Here is a 15,997-nt window from a genome sequence, read left to right on the forward strand (position 1 = left end):
ACTGAACTGGAGCCTGGCATGACAAGCCCGACTATCGACCGGCTGGAGACGTTCATCGTCGACCTGCCGACCATCCGCCCGCACAAGCTGGCCATGCACACCATGCAGCAGCAGACCCTGGTGATCCTGCGCCTGCGTTGCAGCGACGGCGTGGAAGGCATTGGCGAAGCCACCACCATCGGTGGCCTGGCCTACGGCTACGAAAGCCCGGAAGGCATCAAGGCCAATATCGACGCTTACCTGGCGCCGGCGCTGGTCGGCATGGCCGCCGACAACATCAACGCCGCCATGCTCAAGCTCGACAAGCTGGCCAAGGGCAATACCTTCGCCAAGTCCGGCATCGAGAGCGCCTTGCTTGACGCCCAGGGCAAGCGCCTGGGGCTGCCGGTCAGCGAACTGCTCGGTGGCCGGGTGCGCGACAGCCTGGAAGTGGCCTGGACCCTGGCCAGCGGCGATACCGCCCGCGATATCGCCGAGGCCGAGCACATGCTCGACATCCGCCGGCACCGGGTGTTCAAGCTGAAGATCGGCGCCAACCCGGTGGAGCAGGACCTCAAGCACGTGGTGGCGATCAAGCGTGAGCTGGGCGAGCGCGCCAGCGTGCGCGTCGACGTCAACCAGTACTGGGACGAGTCCCAGGCCATTCGTGCCTGCCAGGTGCTGGGGGACAACGGCATCGACCTGATCGAACAGCCGATCTCGCGCATCAACCGTGGCGGCCAGATTCGCCTGAACCAGCGCAGCCAGGCGCCGATCATGGCCGACGAGTCGATCGAAAGCGTCGAGGATGCGTTCAGCCTGGCCGCCGATGGCGCAGCGAGCATCTTCGCCCTGAAGATCGCCAAGAACGGCGGCCCGCGCGCCGTGCTGCGCACCGCGCAGATCGCCGAGGCGGCCGGTATTGCGCTGTACGGCGGGACCATGCTCGAAGGCAGCGTGGGCACCCTGGCCTCGGCCCACGCCTTCCTGACCATTCGCCAGCTGACCTGGGGCACCGAGCTGTTCGGGCCGTTGCTGCTGACCGAGGAAATCGTCAGCCAGCCGCCGGTGTACCGCGACTTCCAGCTGCACGTCCCCACCACCCCCGGCCTGGGGCTGACCCTGGACGAGGCGCAGTTCGCGCGATTCGCCCGCCGTTAGCGGCAGAAACACTCAGCCCTGTAGGAGCGGCTTTAGCCGCGAAGCAGGCGACACGGTGGATGGCACCGGCGATGCCGGTGTTCGCGGGCAAGCCCGCTCCCACAGGGTTCCTGCCAAATCAATGATCCAGTGCTACGCAAGGAGATCCCCATGCTGTTCCACGTGAAGATGACCGTAAAGCTGCCGGTCGACATGGACCCGGCCAAGGCCGCGCAACTCAAGGCCGATGAAAAAGCGCTGGCCCAGCGCTTGCAGCGCGACGGTACCTGGCGCCACCTGTGGCGCATCGCCGGCCACTACGCCAACTACAGCGTGTTCGACGTGCCCAGCGTCGAGGCACTGCACGACACCCTGATGCAACTGCCGCTGTTCCCCTACATGGACATCGAGGTCGCCGGCCTGTGCCGCCACCCCTCGTCGATCCACAGCGACGACCGCTGAACACCCCTACGACAAGAACAACACGAGGTACCTGATCATGACCGTGAAGATCGCCCACACCCCTGATGTGCAGAAATTCTTCGAACAAGCCGCAGGCTTTGGCAACGACGAGGGCAGCCCGCGCCTCAAGCGCATCGTTCAGCGCGTGTTGCAGGACACCGCGCGCCTGATCGAAGACCTGGAGATCAGCGAGGACGAGTTCTGGCTCGCCGTCGACTACCTCAACCGCCTCGGTGGCCGCGGTGAAGCCGGCCTGCTGGTGGCGGGGCTGGGCATCGAGCATTTCCTCGACCTGTTGCAGGACGCCAAGGATGCCGCGGTGGGCCTGGCCGGCGGCACCCCGCGCACCATCGAAGGCCCGCTGTACGTGGCCGGTGCGCCAATTGCCCAGGGCGAAACGCGCATGGACGACGGCAGCGAGGCGGATGTCGCCACGCCGATGCTGCTCGAAGGCGTGGTGCGCGGCCCCGATGGCCAGCCGCTGGCCGGGGCCACGGTGGACCTGTGGCATGCCAACACCCGGGGCACCTATTCGTTCTTCGACCAGAGCCAGTCCGAGTACAACCTGCGCCGGCGCATCATTACCGACGCGCAAGGCCGCTACCGCGCGCATTCCATCGTGCCGTCAGGCTATGGCTGCGACCCGCAGGGGCCGACCCAGGAATGCCTGGACTTGCTCGGTCGCCACGGCCAGCGCCCGGCGCATATTCATTTCTTCATCTCTGCGCCGGGGCACCGGCACTTGACCACCCAGATCAACCTGGCCGGGGACAAGTACCTGTGGGATGACTTTGCCTATGCCACCCGGGATGGGTTGGTAGGGGAAGTGGTGTTCCGTGAGGGCGAGCAGGGGCGCTTGGCCGAGCTGCGCTTTGATTTCCAGTTGCAGCAGGCCCTGGGCAGTGAAGCCGAGCAACGCAGCGGGCGGCCGCGGGCCTTGCAGCACGGTTGAAGGCCTCTTCGCGGGGCAAGCCCGCTCCCACAGGTTTGCAGTAACGCTGTGGGAGCGGGCTTGCCCCGCGATTGACTGCGCCACTTTTTTATACGCCCTGCGAGAAATCCCATGAAAACCCTGTTCAAGGATTGCTCCCTGTCCGCCGTGGTGGCCGGCTGCATCGCCACGCTGATCTCCTACGCCGGCCCCCTGGTGATCATCTTCCACGCCGCCGAAGCCGCTGGCCTGTCCCATGGCCAGCTGTCCTCTTGGGTATGGGCGGTGTCCATGGGCAGTGCTGTGCTCGGTGGCCTGCTGAGTCTGCGTTACCGCGTACCGGTGGTGATCGCCTGGTCGATCCCAGGCTCGGCGCTGCTGGTCACCGCCTTGCCGCAGATTGGCCTGGAGCAGGCGATCGGCGCCTACCTGGTGGCAAACACGGTGCTGCTGCTGATCGGCATCAGTGGCGCCTTCGACCACCTGATCGCCCGGCTACCGGGCTCTATCGCCGCCGGCATGCAGGCCGGGATCCTGTTCAGTTTTGGCATCGAGGTGTTCCGCGCCTTGCCGGTGCAGCCACTGTTGGTGTTGGCGATGTTCGCCACCTACGTGCTGGTGCGCCGGGTACAGCCGCGCTATGCGGTGGCGGTGGTACTGGCCGTGGGCGCCTTGGTGACCGTGGCCAGTGGCGAATTTCGCGGCAGCGAACTGGTGCTGGCCCTGGCCACGCCGCAATGGACCACCCCGCAGTTCAGCCTGGCCGCGACCTTCAGCCTGGCCTTGCCCTTGGTGCTGGTGGCCCTGACCGGGCAGTTCATGCCGGGCATGGCGGTGCTGCGCAATGCCGGTTACGCCACCCCAGCCAGCCCGCTGATCAGTGCCAGTGCGCTTGGCGGCTTGTTGCTCGCGCCGTTCGGCTGCCATGGGCTGAACCTGGCGGCGGTCACCGCCAGCCTGTGCACTGGCGCAGAGGCGCATGAGAACCCGCGTCGGCGCTATGTGGCGGCGGTCGCAGGCAGCGGCCTGTACCTGCTGCTGGGCATCGCCGGCGCCACCTTGATATCGCTGTTCGCCGCCTTTCCCGCCGCGCTGATCGCCGCCCTGGCGGGCCTGGCGCTGTACGGCGCGATCAGCGAGGCCCTGGCGCGCAGCCTGGCCGAACCCGGCGAGCGCGATGCCGGGCTGTTCACCTTCCTGGTGACCGCCTCGGGCGTGAGCTTTCTCGGCTTGTCGGCGGCGTTCTGGGGGTTGCTGTTCGGGCTGCTCGCCCACGCCCTGATCAACGTGCGCAGGCCACAACCACGCGCCATCGCCACCAAACAGGAGACCTGAGCCACTTACCACCTTCCGGTTCTGCGCTTCAACACATAACAACAAGATCAGAGAGCTTCGGAATGAACCACACCCCTTGTGTCGCCATCGGCCTGAGCCTGCTCAGCCAACCCTTGCTCGCCGACGACGGCGGCTTCTTCGAGGATGCCAAGGCTAGCCTCAGTACCCGTAACTACTACTTCAGCCGCGATTATTCGGACATCGTCGGCGCCAACCCGCAGTCCAAGGCCGAGGAGTGGGCCCAGGGTTTCATCCTCGATTTCAAGTCTGGCTACACACCCGGCCCGGTGGGATTTGGTGTCGATGCATTGGGCCTGTTGGGCCTGCGCCTGGACAGCAGCCCCGACCGGGTCAACACCGGCCTTTTACCGGTGCACGGCGACGGTCGCGCCGCCAGCGAGTACAGCCGCCTGGCCCCGACCTTCAAGGCGCGGCTGTCGAAGACCGAGCTGAAGGTTGGCGAGCTGCAACCGAACTTGCCGGTGCTGACCTTCAGTGATATCCGCCTGCTGCCGCCTACCTACCAGGGTGTCAGCCTGAGTTCCGCCGAGCTCGAAGGCCTGACCGTGCAGGCCGGGCACCTGAGCTCCACGCATCTGCGCAACGAAGCTGGGGACGCCAAGCTCAACGCCATGCTTGGCCACGTGCCGATGCGTCAGGTCGACAGTGACGCGTTCAACTATGTCGGCGGCGACTATGCCTTCAATGCCAACCAGAGCAGCCTGAGCCTGTGGTATGGGCAATTGGAGGACATCTACGCGCAGGGCTTCGTGGGTTTCAAGCACAGCAAACCGGTGGGGGACTGGGTGCTCAGTGCCAACCTGGGTTATTTCACTGCCCGTGAGGACGGCGATGCGCTGTTGGGCAATATCGACAACCAGGCATTTTTCTCCATGTTCACCGCCAAGCTAGGTGGCCATAGCTTCGGCGCCGGCTACCAGGCCATGTACGGCGACAGCCCGTTCCCACGGGTGTTCGCCAACATCAGCCCGCTGGGCAACGAAGTGCCGACCTATGAGTTCGCCTATACCGATGAGCGCTCGTACCAGCTGCGCTACGACTACAACTTCGCGGCCATGGGCATCCCCGGGTTGACGGCGACGGTGCGTTATATCACTGGCGACAACGTCGATACCGGCAAGGGCTTCGAGGGGCGCGACCGTGAGCGCGACATCGACCTGGGGTACGCAGTGCAGAGTGGGGTGCTCAAGGGGTTGGGGATCCGGGTGCGCAATGCCATGGCGCGGTCCAACTACCGCAGTGATATCGACGAGAACCGGTTGATATTGATGTACACCTGGCAGTTGTTTTGATCGCGAGGTTTGTTGATCCAGGTTATTCCGCCGATGTGACGCCTGAGGGCTGGCTTGGGATTGCATGAGGGCGACCAGGTGCCTGCCGGTGATTTTTCTTCGCCCTTGAGATCGAGCGCCGCCCGCGCGGCGCATCGCTGNCAAGCCAGCTCCCACATCTGTTTCTGGCCAGTTACTCCTGGTCCATCTCCACTGTCCGCCTTGTTTGTACGACAAGGTTTCAGCGTTGGCGCCGATGCTGCACCACCAGACTTGAGGCATGCACCAAGGCGGACAGTGGAGACCTCACAGAATGGATTGGCCCGAAACAAATGTGGGAGCTGGCTTGCCAGCGATGCGCCGCNCGNGCGGCGCTCGATCTGGAGAGCGCNGCAAAAACACCGGCAAGCACCTAGTGGCCATTCCCGAATCGCAAGACAGGCATCCGCCCAAACAACCCACCCCCACTTTTGTGCATCCGACAGAGGCCGCTCTGCCGCGCAGCTGTCAGCATGCGAGGTATCAGCACAGGAGTAGCCCCATGAAAGTCGTCATCGCCCCCGATTCGTTCAAGGACAGCCTCGACGCTGCCGGTGTCGCCCGGGCCATTGCCAGCGGTCTGGCGAATGTCTGGCCGCAGGCCGAATTGATCGAATGCCCGATGGCCGACGGCGGCGAGGGCACCCTGGAGGCCATCGTCGCCGCCAGCCACGGTGAGCTGCGCCGTCAGGTGGTGCGCGGCCCGCTGGGCGCCAGTGTCGAAGCAACCTGGGGCTGGCTGCCGCAAAGCCGTACCGCGGTGATCGAGATGGCCCAGGCCAGCGGTATCCAGCTGGTTCCCAGTGCCCAGCGCGATGCCTGTCGCAGCAGTACCTGGGGCACTGGTGAGCTGATCGCCGCCGCCCTGGCATCCGGTGCCAAACGCATCGTCCTGGCCATAGGCGGCAGCGCCACCAACGACGGCGGCAGCGGCATGTTGCGTGCACTCGGCCTGCGCTTGCTCGATGCCAATGGCCAGCCATTGGCCGAGGGCGGCCTGGCTCTGGCGCAACTGGCCCGCATTGATGCGAGCGATCTCGACCCACGGTTGGCCGAGGTGCAGGTGGAAGTCGCCGCCGACGTCGACAATCCGCTGTGCGGACCAAACGGTGCCTCGGCGATCTTCGGCCCGCAGAAGGGCGCCAGCCCCGAGCAGGTGCAGGCGCTGGACCAGGCGTTGGGCCATTTCGCTGAGCACTGCGCGCAGCTGCTGGGCAGGGATGTTCGCGATCAGCCTGGCAGCGGCGCAGCCGGTGGCATGGGCTTCGCGGCCAAGGCGTTCATGGGCGCGCAATTTCGCCCGGGGGTAGAAGTGGTGGCGGAACTGGCGGGATTGGATGCGCTTGTACAGGGTGCCGACCTAGTCATCACCGGTGAGGGCCGCTTCGACGCCCAGACCTTGCGTGGCAAGACGCCCATGGGCGTGGCGCGGGTCGCCAAGCGCCATGGCGTACCCGTGGTGGTGCTGGCCGGCACCTTGGGTGCGGGCTATGAGCAGTTGTATGAGCACGGCATCGACGCCGCCTTCGCCCTGGCCAGTGGGCCGATGAGCCTGGAACAGGCCTGCAAGCAAGCAGGCGAGCTGCTCAAGGCACGGGCAGGGGATGTGGCGCGGTTGTGGCAGGTGGCGCGGCGCTGAGCCACGCCACCCTGAGCGCCATCAGGCGCGCGGCAGGCGCCCGCTGACGAAGTGCGCCACGTCGTTGAACCCGGGGGTGGAGGCGTGTCCCGGGGTGACCAGCGAATCGATGAATACTTCATCTTCCGCAGTGATCTTCACCTCGAGCGCACCGGCGTAGGTGTCCCATTGCGCCTCGGTGCGCGGCCCGACGATGGCCGAACTGACCAACCTGTTGTTCAGCACCCAGGCAATGGCGAACTCGACGATGCCCACGCCCTTGGCTTCGGTGTAGGCGTGGATCTTCTGAGCGATGGTCAAAGACTCCTGGCGCCATTCCACTTCCATGATGCGCTTGTCCTGGCGCCCGGCGCGGCTGCCGGCGTCAGGAGTGGAGCCGGGTGCGTACTTGCCGCTGAGCACGCCACGGGCCAGCGGGCTGAACGGCACCACGCCCAGGCCGTGGTAAGCGGCGGCGGTCAGTTGCTCGGGCTCGGCCTGGCGGTTGACGATGTTGTACAGCGGTTGGCTGACCACGGGCTTGGCCACGCCCAGCTGGCCCGCGACGTTGCAGATTTCGGCGATGCGCCAGCCGCGGAAGTTGGACACGCCCCAATAGCGAATCTTGCCCTGGGCCAGCAGGTCGCCGATGGCACGCACGGTCTCTTCCAGCGGCACGTTGTGGTCTTCGCGGTGCAGGTAGTAGATGTCCAGGTAGTCGGTGCCCATGCGCGTGAGCGTGGCGTCGAGGGCGTTGAACAGGTGCTTGCGCGACAGCCCGCTGCGGTTGGGCATGCCGTCCACCGGGCCGTAGCCGGCCTTGGAGGCGACGATCCATTCCTGGCGGTGGCGCGCCACGGCTTCGCCGACGATCTCCTCGGAGCGACCGCCGTTGTACACATCGGCGGTGTCGACGAAGTTGATGCCCTGGTCCCAGGCCTTGTCGATGATGCGCAGCGCGTCCTCGGTGCTGGTCTGTTCGCCGAACATCATGCTGCCGAGGGTGAGGGCCGAGACTTGCAGGCCAGAGTGGCCGAGGGGGCGGTAGAGCATGGGCGCGAATCCTTGTCGTGCGAAGTGGGGTCCAGTGGTTTTACACATAACCCGGCCACTTTGAAAGGTGCAGGAGGCGGCCGTGATCAACGATCCGGGCTGGCCCTATGCTTGGCATGGACCACACCCACGGTCGCCCCGGGGCGTTGCACGGAACTACTCCGGCCAGCTATCGATCAGCTCGCGCGCCTCGCGGCTGGACAACGGCCGCTTCATCCGCTGCGACAGCACCGCCATTGCCCGCGCGTAGCCCTTGGCGATCACTGCCTCGACCTCGTCGTCGATGCATTGCAGGGCGATGAAGTCGCCATGCTCGGGCTCGCCCACGTACTCGATACGGTTGTAGTGCCGAGCGTGCCCGAGCACTTCGAGGGTACGGCCATGCTGGTAGGTCCAGAAGAACGGCACATCGTCGTAGCGGCGCCGCTCGCCAAGCATATTGGCGGCGGCGATCACCCCATGCTGCTGGGCCAGGCGCCAGTGTTCGATGCGCACCGGGCGCCCGGCGAGCGGGAAGGTGGCGATATCGCCGGCGGCCCACAGACCTTCAGCGGCCTGCAAATGGGCGTCGACCGGCACCGAGCGATCCTCGCTCAGTTGCAGCCCCTGGAGGCATTTGGTCGCAGGCGTCACCCCCGTGCCCAGGAGTACCAACGCGGTGGCCAGGCGCTCGCCATTGGTCAAGAGCACGGCTTCTACCTGTTCATTACCCTCGAATTTGGCTACCTCGGTGGGACCATGGAACACCACGCCCTTGCGCTCGTGCAGCTCGCGCAGGCTGCGGCCGATGCGTTCGCCCAGCGGTTTCACCAGCGGCACGGGGTGACGGGTCACCACATGCACCAGCAGGCCGTATTTGCGCAGGGCCGAGGCCGCTTCCAGGCCGATGAAACCGTCGCCGACGATCACCACCGGCTGCCCGGGCTCGGCCAGGTCGAGCAGTTGGGCGGCATCCTCACGTGAACGCAGCACGCAGATGCCGGGTAACTGCACCCCGGGCAGCTCAGGGCGTACCGGCTTGCCGCCGGTGGCGAGCAGCGCGGCGTCATACTTCAGGCGCTGGCCATCGGCCAGGACGATCTCCCGCGCCTTGGTATCGAGGGTGCGCACCTTGCCGTGCAGGCGTTGCAGATGCCCCTGGCGCAGTACATCGGGCTCGAGCAGGGTCGGCACCTCGTCCGGCGCCATCTGCCCGGCGATGACGAATTTGCTCAGCGAGGTGCGGTCATAGGCGTTCGGTTGCTCCTGGTCAACCCACACCAGTCTCCCGCCAAAACCGTGATCGAGCAGGGCGGCCACGGCGGCCGAACCCGCGGCACCGGCACCGACTACCACAAACACCCGGGCATCGCTGTGGCGGGGCGTTGCAGCCTCGGGCAGAGGTTGGTCATCGACCCAGACCTGGCCGTCCTTGACCTGCACCGGGTAGCGGCGCAGGCCCGTCAGCGCTGGCGGTTCGCACACCGCACCTTCATCCACGGCGAATGCGGCCTTGTGCCATGGGCACACCAGCAGGCCACCGCACACCACGCCTTCATCAAGCGGCGCCCCTTCATGGGGGCAGTTGCCCTGGTAGGCGCGCACCTGGTCGCCATGGCGCACCAGGATCAGTTCTTCGCTACCGGCCTGGACCCGCAATGGCCGTTGTTCATCGAGTTGGTCAAGTGTGGCCACGGCGTGCAGGGGCATGACGGTTCTCCACTGGGCTTCCTGCTCATTTGACGCTTGGCCTGGGCTGGGTATGCGCAGAACCGACGACTGGCGGTGGGCTTACACTTATTCACACAAATACCATATGAGACTAAATTGACTCATTTCGCATGCGGAAGTACCATTCGCGCCGTTTTTAATCTAAAGGCTCGGGTGATTTCATGAGCAACTTGCGTGCAATAGGGGTGGCCAGCGTGCTGGCGGTGGCCGTGGCGCTGGCCGGGTGTGACGCGGCGGACGAGCAGCAGGCCGCCGCGCCAGCGGCGTTCCCGGTGGAAACGGTGACCTTGGCCAGCGAACCGCTGGCCCTGGCCTCGACCCTGCCGGGCCGGGTCGAACCGATGCGGGTGGCGCAGGTGCGTGCCCGGGTGGCCGGCATCGTCCTGCACAAGCGTTTCGAAGAAGGTGCGGACGTGAAGGCCGGCGATGTGCTGTTCCAGATCGATCCGGCACCGTTCAAGGCTGCGCTGGCTCGCGCCGAAGGCGACCTGGCACGGGCTCAGGCGGTGCAGCAGGAGGCCCAGGCACGGGTCAAGCGCTACGAGCCATTGGTGCAGATCGAAGCGGTCAGCCGGCAGGACTTCGACAGCGCCAGCGCCGAACTGCGCAGCGCCCAGGCGGCGGTGCGCTCGGCCCAGGCGGATGTGCAGACCGCGCGGCTGAACCTGGGCTACGCCACGGTTACCGCACCGATTTCCGGGCGCATCGGCCGCGCGCTGGTCACCGAAGGTGCGCTGGTGGGGCAGGGCGATGCCACGCTGATGGCGCGCATCCAGCAGCTCGACCCGATCTACGTCGACTTCACCCAGTCCGCCGCCGATGCCCTGCGCCTGCGCCAGGCACTGCAGGACGGCACGCTGGCCAGTGGCGACAAGGCCCTGGTGGCCCAGGTCGAGGGCACTAGCTACCAACGCCAGGGCGCGCTGATGTTCACCGACGTGGAAGTTGACCGTGGCACCGGCCAGGTCACCCTGCGCGGACGCTTCGACAACGCCGACGGCATTCTTTTGCCGGGCATGTACGTGCGTGTGCGTACACCGCAGGGCACCGACCAGCAGGCGCTGCTGGTGCCACAGCGGGCGGTGCAGCGCGGCAGCGATGGCGAGGCCCGGGTGATGGTGGTGGGCACCGGCAACCTGGCCGAGGCCCGCGCCGTGCGTACCGGGGTGATGCAGGGCGCGCGCTGGCAGATCACCGAGGGCCTGCGCGCCGGTGACCAGGTCATCGTCGGCAGCCCGGCGGGCCTGGCCCCTGGCATGCCGGTGACCCTGGCCCAGGCACAACAAGCCGCGGCGCAGTGAGGCGAGGGTAGCTAAATGTCCAAGTTCTTCATCAATCGGCCGAACTTCGCCTGGGTCGTGGCGCTGTTCATTTCCCTGGCCGGCCTGCTGGTGATACCGGCGCTGCCGGTGGCCCAGTACCCTAGCGTGGCACCGCCGCAAATCTCCATCACCGCTGCCTACCCGGGGGCTTCGGCCAAGGTGATGGTGGAGTCGGTGACCAGCATCATCGAGGAGTCGCTCAACGGCGCCAAAGGGATGCTGTACTACGAGTCCACCAACAACTCCAACGGCGTCGCCGAGGTGCTGGTGACCTTCGAGCCGGGCGTGGACCCGGACATGGCCCAGGTCGATGTGCAGAACCGCCTGAAGAAGGCCGAGGCACGCATGCCCCAGGCGGTGCTGACCCAGGGCCTGAAGGTCGAGCAGGCCAGCGCAGGCTTCCTGCTGATCTACGCCCTGACCAGCAAGCTCGCCGATAGCGGCGACACCACGGCGCTGGCCGACTACGCCGCGCGCAACATCAACAACGAACTGTTGCGCGTGCCGGGCGTGGGCAAGCTGCAGTTCTTCGCCTCGGAAGCGGCCATGCGGGTCTGGGTCGACCCGCAGAAGCTGGTGGGCTATGGCCTGTCCATCGACGACATCAACAACGCCATCCGTGGCCAGAACGTCCAGGTGCCGGCCGGCAGCTTCGGCAGCACGCCGGGTGCCAGCGAGCAGGAACTGACTGCGACCCTGGCGGTGCAGGGCACGCTGGACACACCAGAAGCCTTTGCCGCTATTGTCCTGCGGGCCAACCCGGACGGTTCCAGCGTGCGCCTGGGCGACGTGGCGCGCATGGCCATTGGCAGCGAGAACTACAACCTGTCGTCGCGCCTGGACGGTCACCCGGCGGTAGCCGGTGCGGTGCAGCTGGCCCCTGGGGCCAACGCGATCCAGACCGCCACGCTGGTCAAGGAACGCCTGGCGGAGCTTTCCCAGTTCTTCCCCGAAGGTGTCGAGTACTCAGTGCCCTATGACACCTCGCGCTTCGTCGACGTGGCCATCGAAAAGGTCATCCATACCCTGATCGAAGCCATGGTGCTGGTGTTCCTGGTGATGTTCCTGTTCCTGCAGAACGTGCGCTACACCTTGATACCGTCGATCGTGGTGCCGGTGTGCCTGCTGGGCACGCTGCTGATCATGAAGCTGCTGGGTTTCTCGGTGAACATGATGACCATGTTCGGCATGGTGCTGGCCATCGGCATCCTGGTGGACGATGCCATCGTGGTGGTGGAGAACGTCGAACGGTTGATGGCCGAGGAGGGCCTGTCGCCGGTGGACGCGACCATCAAGGCGATGGGGCAGGTGTCCGGGGCGATCATCGGCATCACCCTGGTGCTGGCGGCGGTGTTCCTGCCGTTGGCATTCATGTCCGGCTCGGTGGGGGTGATCTACCAGCAATTCTCCGTGTCGCTGGCGGTGTCGATCCTGTTCTCCGGGTTCCTGGCCCTGACCTTCACCCCGGCGCTGTGCGCCACGCTGCTCAAGCCGGTGGCCCACGGGCACCACGAGAAGGGCGGCTTCTTCGGGGCGTTCAACCGCGGTTTCGCCCGCGTGACCGAGCGCTACTCGGTGATGAACAGTGCCCTGGTGGCCCGCGCCGGGCGCTGGATGCTGGCCTATGTCGGCATCCTGGTGGTACTGGGCTACTCCTACGTACGCCTGCCGGAGGCCTTCGTGCCGGCTGAAGACCTGGGCTACAGCATCGTCGACGTGCAGTTGCCGCCGGGTGCCAGCCGGGTACGTACCGACCACACCGCCGAGGCGCTGGAGCAATTTTTGATGTCCCGCGAGGCGGTGGCCAGCTCGTTCATCGTCAGTGGTTTCAGCTTCTCGGGGCAGGGTGACAACGCCGCGCTGGCATTCCCTACCTTCAAGGACTGGTCGCTGCGTGACAAGTCGCAGTCGGCCGAAGCCGAAACCGCAGCCATCAATGAGCAGTTCGCCGCCAACGGCGACGGCACCATCACGGCGGTAATGCCACCGCCAATCGACGGCCTGGGCAACTCGGGTGGCTTCGCCCTGCGCCTGATGGACCGTGGCGGACTGGGCCGCGAGGCATTGCTGGCGGCCCGTGACCAGCTGCTGGCGCAGGCCAACGGCAACCCGGTGATTCTCTACGCGATGATGGAAGGCCTGGCCGAGGCACCGCAGTTGCGGGTGCAGATCGACCGCGAGAAGGCCCGCGCCCTGGGCGTGAGCTTCGAGGCCATCAACAGTACCCTGGCCACCGCCTTCGGGTCGGCGGTGATCAACGACTTCACCAATGCCGGGCGCCAGCAGCGCGTGGTGGTGCAGGCCGAGCAGGGTGAGCGCATGACCCCGGAAAGCGTGCTGCGCCTGTATGCGCCGAACGCCAGCGGCGAGCAGGTGCCATTCGGTGCATTCGTCACCACGAAGTGGGAAGAAGGCCCGGTACAGCTGGTGCGCTACAACGGCTACCCGTCGATCCGTATCGCCGGCGACGCCGCGCCGGGCCACAGCACCGGCCAGGCGATGGCCGAAATGGAGCGGCTGGTCAGTGAGCTGCCACCGGGTATCGGCTACGCCTGGACGGGCCTGTCGTACCAGGAAAAGGTGTCCAGCGGCCAGGCCGCCGGGCTGTTCGCCCTGGCCATCGTGGTGGTGTTCCTGCTGCTGGTGGCGTTGTACGAAAGCTGGGCGATCCCGCTGACGGTGATGCTGATCGTGCCGATCGGCGCCCTGGGCGCGGTGTGGGCGGTGATGCTCACCGGCCTGCCCAACGATGTGTACTTCAAGGTTGGCCTGATCACCATCATTGGTTTGGCGGCGAAGAACGCGATCTTGATCGTCGAGTTCGCCAAGGAATTGTGGGAGAAGGGCTACAGCCTGCGTGACGCCGCCATCGAGGCCGCGCGCCTGCGCTTCCGGCCGATCGTGATGACCTCCATGGCCTTCATCCTCGGCGTGGTGCCGCTGGCCATCGCCACCGGCGCCGGTGCGGCCAGCCAGCGTGCCATTGGTACCGGGGTGATCGGCGGCATGCTCAGCGCGACGTTGCTGGGGGTGGTGTTCGTGCCGATCTGTTTTGTCTGGGTGCTGTCGCTGCTCAAGCGCAAACCCAAGGTTGTCGGTGTTCAGGCCGGGAGTGATGGTCATGCGTAACTCAGTCATGCCGCTTGTGCTGGCGTTGGCCCTGGCGGGCTGCTCCCTGGCACCGATCTACCAGCGCCCGGAAGCGCCAGTGGCGGCGCAGTGGGGCGATGCCGCCGGCCATCGCGGCCTGGCGGTGGAGCAGTTGGACTGGCAGACGTTCATCGTCGATCCCGCATTGCGCCAGTTGGTCGACACCGCATTGGCCAATAACCGTTCGCTGCGCCAGACCCTGCTGGACATCGAGCAGGCCCGGGCGCAGTACCGTATCCAGCGCGCCGACCGGGTGCCGGGGTTGAATGCCGGAGCCTCCGGCAATCGCCAGCACCTGCCGGCGAGCCTGGCCAGCGACGGCCGCGAGGGTGTCAGCAGCACCTATCAGGTGGGGTTGTCGCTGCCGGAGTACGAGGTGGACCTGTTCGGCCGGGTGAAAAGCCTGAGCGACGCGGCGTTGGAGCAGTACCTGGCCACCGAGGAGGCCGGCCGTGCCGGGCGTATCGCGCTGGTCGCCGAGGTCAGTCAGGCCTACCTGACCCTGGACGGCGCCGAACGGCGCCTGGCCCTGACCCGGCAGACCCTGGCCAGCCGCGAGGACTCGCTGGCCCTGGTCGGCCAGCGCCGTGCTGCCGGTACTGCCACCGCGCTGGATCATCAAGAGGCGCTGGGGCTGGTGGAGCAGTCGCGGGCTGAGCTGGAGGCGATCGTGCGTCAGCAACGCCAGGCCTATAACGCCCTGGTATTGCTGCTGGGTAGCCAGGATGTGGGCAAGGCGATCCCGGGCGAGCGCCTGGACACGCCGATGGTGCTGCAGGACATCGCCCCTGGCGCGCCTTCTTCGCTGATCGAGCGGCGCCCGGACATCCTTGCCGCCGAGCACCTGCTACGGGCGCGCAATGCCGATATCGGCGCGGCACGGGCGGCGTTCTTTCCGCGTATCAGCCTGACCGGCAGCTTTGGCACGTCCAGTGCGCAGATGTCTGGGTTGTTCGACGGTGGGTCGCGTAGCTGGAGCTTCATGCCGCAGCTGTCCGTGCCGTTGTTCGATGCCGGGCGTAATCGTGCTGGCCTGAGCTTGGCCGAGGCGCGCAAGGATTCGGCGGTGGCCGCCTATGAGGGCAGCATCCAGACCGCCTTCCGTGAGGTGGCCGATGCCCTGGCTGCCACCGACACCCTGCGCCGTGAGGAGGCTGCGCGGCGGGCGTTGGCCGATACCAGCCGGGCCACGCTTGAGTTGGCTCGGGCGCGGTATGAGGGTGGGGTGGATAACCACCTGCGCTACCTGGATGCGCAGCGTAGCCACTATGTGAACGAAGCGGCTTCGATCGAGGCCAGTACGCAGCGGCAGTTGGCTTTGGTCGACTTGTTCCGGGCGCTGGGGGGTGGTTGGTCGAGGCAGGGGTAGGTAACGACTCCTTTGGTTGGGGATTCCAACCGCTTGGCCCCTGGGTTTTTTGCCCTGGGGCCTTTTTTTTGGTTCTTCATGTAATTGTGGGGGCGGCAGGGTTGTGCGTTACATCGGTAGGGGCAGGAGTAATTCTTAGTTGCTTAGTTGGTGGTTTCAAAGTTGTGAGCATATCCATTTGCTTGGGTGACGCTTATTCACCTTTCCGCCCTTACGGCGGCTTACTTTTTTCTTGGAAAAAGTAAGCAAAACCGCTCGCTCCCATCATACGGCCCCTGCGCTTCGCTCCGGGGTTCCCTCACTCCGGTCTTGCTCCCGGGAGTACGCACCGAAGGGCCATCCATGGCCCATCGGTGCTCGACGGGCATCCATGCCCGTCGCCTCCCTCCGCAAGCCCTCCGATCGGCCTCCTGAAGTCGCGAAGTTAGGGGCGGCGCCTATATTGGCGCAGCTGTCGCTAGTTGATTGTTTTGTTGAACTTCAAATGGCAATCACTGGCAAGTCGCAGCGGCGAACCGCAGCTCCCACAGGGTGGCGCTGAACTCGAAACTCACGCGGTCACTGTGGGAGCCGGCTTGCCGGCGAATAGGCCATTAC

11 protein-coding genes are annotated in these 15,997 nt (G+C 66.0%); 9 read left to right on the forward strand and 2 right to left on the reverse strand.

The window, feature by feature from the left end; translation table 11 throughout:
- Positions 1–18: 18 nt before the first annotated feature.
- From IX761_RS22035 to IX761_RS22060, 6 genes are all read left to right on the forward strand, one after another.
- Positions 19–1,140: a muconate cycloisomerase family protein gene (locus IX761_RS22035; RefSeq protein WP_194791625.1), complete on the forward strand. Its 1,122-nt coding sequence runs from the start codon at positions 19–21 to the stop codon at positions 1,138–1,140.
- Between the two features lie 150 nt (positions 1,141–1,290).
- Positions 1,291–1,581 carry a muconolactone Delta-isomerase gene (gene catC, locus IX761_RS22040; protein ID WP_194791626.1) on the forward strand — a complete coding sequence of 97 codons (291 nt, stop codon included), beginning with the start codon at positions 1,291–1,293 and terminating at the stop codon, positions 1,579–1,581.
- Positions 1,582–1,618: 37 nt separating this feature from the next.
- Positions 1,619–2,533, forward strand: a complete 915-nt coding sequence (gene catA / locus IX761_RS22045; RefSeq protein ID WP_194791627.1) for a catechol 1,2-dioxygenase — start codon at positions 1,619–1,621, stop codon at positions 2,531–2,533.
- 111 nt (positions 2,534–2,644) lie between these two features.
- Positions 2,645–3,847, forward strand: coding sequence for a benzoate/H(+) symporter BenE family transporter (locus tag IX761_RS22050; protein ID WP_194791628.1), 1,203 nt, complete (start codon positions 2,645–2,647; stop codon positions 3,845–3,847).
- 62 nt (positions 3,848–3,909) lie between these two features.
- On the forward strand, positions 3,910–5,160 hold the full coding sequence (locus IX761_RS22055; protein ID WP_194791629.1) for an OprD family porin: 1,251 nt from the start codon (positions 3,910–3,912) through the stop codon (positions 5,158–5,160).
- A gap of 520 nt (positions 5,161–5,680) precedes the next feature.
- Entirely contained in the window at positions 5,681–6,817 is a 1,137-nt protein-coding gene (locus IX761_RS22060; protein ID WP_194791630.1) for a glycerate kinase, read from the forward strand.
- Positions 6,818–6,838: 21 nt separating this feature from the next.
- Here the strand turns inward: IX761_RS22060 and IX761_RS22065 are convergent, their stop codons facing one another.
- Positions 6,839–7,849 (reverse strand): aldo/keto reductase, encoded by a 1,011-nt coding sequence (locus tag IX761_RS22065; RefSeq protein ID WP_194791631.1) that lies wholly within the window; start codon positions 7,847–7,849, stop codon positions 6,839–6,841.
- Positions 7,850–8,005: 156 nt separating this feature from the next.
- Positions 8,006–9,538, reverse strand: coding sequence for an FAD-dependent oxidoreductase (locus tag IX761_RS22070; protein ID WP_194791632.1), 1,533 nt, complete (start codon positions 9,536–9,538; stop codon positions 8,006–8,008).
- Positions 9,539–9,720: 182 nt separating this feature from the next.
- Between IX761_RS22070 and IX761_RS22075 the strand changes: the two genes are divergently transcribed.
- Genes IX761_RS22075 through IX761_RS22085 form a run of 3 tightly spaced genes read left to right on the forward strand, consistent with a single transcriptional unit; the run spans position 9,721 to position 15,400 of the window.
- On the forward strand, positions 9,721–10,860 hold the full coding sequence (locus tag IX761_RS22075; RefSeq protein WP_194791633.1) for a MexC family multidrug efflux RND transporter periplasmic adaptor subunit: 1,140 nt from the start codon (positions 9,721–9,723) through the stop codon (positions 10,858–10,860).
- Between the two features lie 15 nt (positions 10,861–10,875).
- Entirely contained in the window at positions 10,876–14,010 is a 3,135-nt protein-coding gene (locus IX761_RS22080; protein WP_194791634.1) for an efflux RND transporter permease subunit, read from the forward strand.
- A complete protein-coding gene (locus IX761_RS22085) occupies positions 13,997–15,400 on the forward strand; it encodes an efflux transporter outer membrane subunit (protein ID WP_194791635.1) in 1,404 nt (467 codons plus the stop codon). The genes IX761_RS22080 and IX761_RS22085 overlap by 14 nt, the downstream gene beginning before the upstream one ends.
- The last annotated feature ends 597 nt before the right edge of the window (positions 15,401–15,997 follow it).

It is taken from the genome of Pseudomonas sp. UFMG81, from assembly GCF_015354575.1.
In the GTDB taxonomy this organism is placed as follows: domain Bacteria; phylum Pseudomonadota; class Gammaproteobacteria; order Pseudomonadales; family Pseudomonadaceae; genus Aquipseudomonas.

Coding starts and splice junctions, on each gene's coding strand:
- IX761_RS22035 (WP_194791625.1), top strand. CDS start 19: ATGACAAGCCCGACTATCGACCGGCTGGAGACGTTCATCGTCGACCTG.
- catC (WP_194791626.1), top strand. CDS start 1,291: ATGCTGTTCCACGTGAAGATGACCGTAAAGCTGCCGGTCGACATGGAC.
- catA (WP_194791627.1), top strand. CDS start 1,619: ATGACCGTGAAGATCGCCCACACCCCTGATGTGCAGAAATTCTTCGAA.
- IX761_RS22050 (WP_194791628.1), top strand. CDS start 2,645: ATGAAAACCCTGTTCAAGGATTGCTCCCTGTCCGCCGTGGTGGCCGGC.
- IX761_RS22055 (WP_194791629.1), top strand. CDS start 3,910: ATGAACCACACCCCTTGTGTCGCCATCGGCCTGAGCCTGCTCAGCCAA.
- IX761_RS22060 (WP_194791630.1), top strand. CDS start 5,681: ATGAAAGTCGTCATCGCCCCCGATTCGTTCAAGGACAGCCTCGACGCT.
- IX761_RS22065 (WP_194791631.1), bottom strand. CDS start 7,849: ATGCTCTACCGCCCCCTCGGCCACTCTGGCCTGCAAGTCTCGGCCCTC.
- IX761_RS22070 (WP_194791632.1), bottom strand. CDS start 9,538: ATGCCCCTGCACGCCGTGGCCACACTTGACCAACTCGATGAACAACGG.
- IX761_RS22075 (WP_194791633.1), top strand. CDS start 9,721: ATGAGCAACTTGCGTGCAATAGGGGTGGCCAGCGTGCTGGCGGTGGCC.
- IX761_RS22080 (WP_194791634.1), top strand. CDS start 10,876: ATGTCCAAGTTCTTCATCAATCGGCCGAACTTCGCCTGGGTCGTGGCG.
- IX761_RS22085 (WP_194791635.1), top strand. CDS start 13,997: ATGGTCATGCGTAACTCAGTCATGCCGCTTGTGCTGGCGTTGGCCCTG.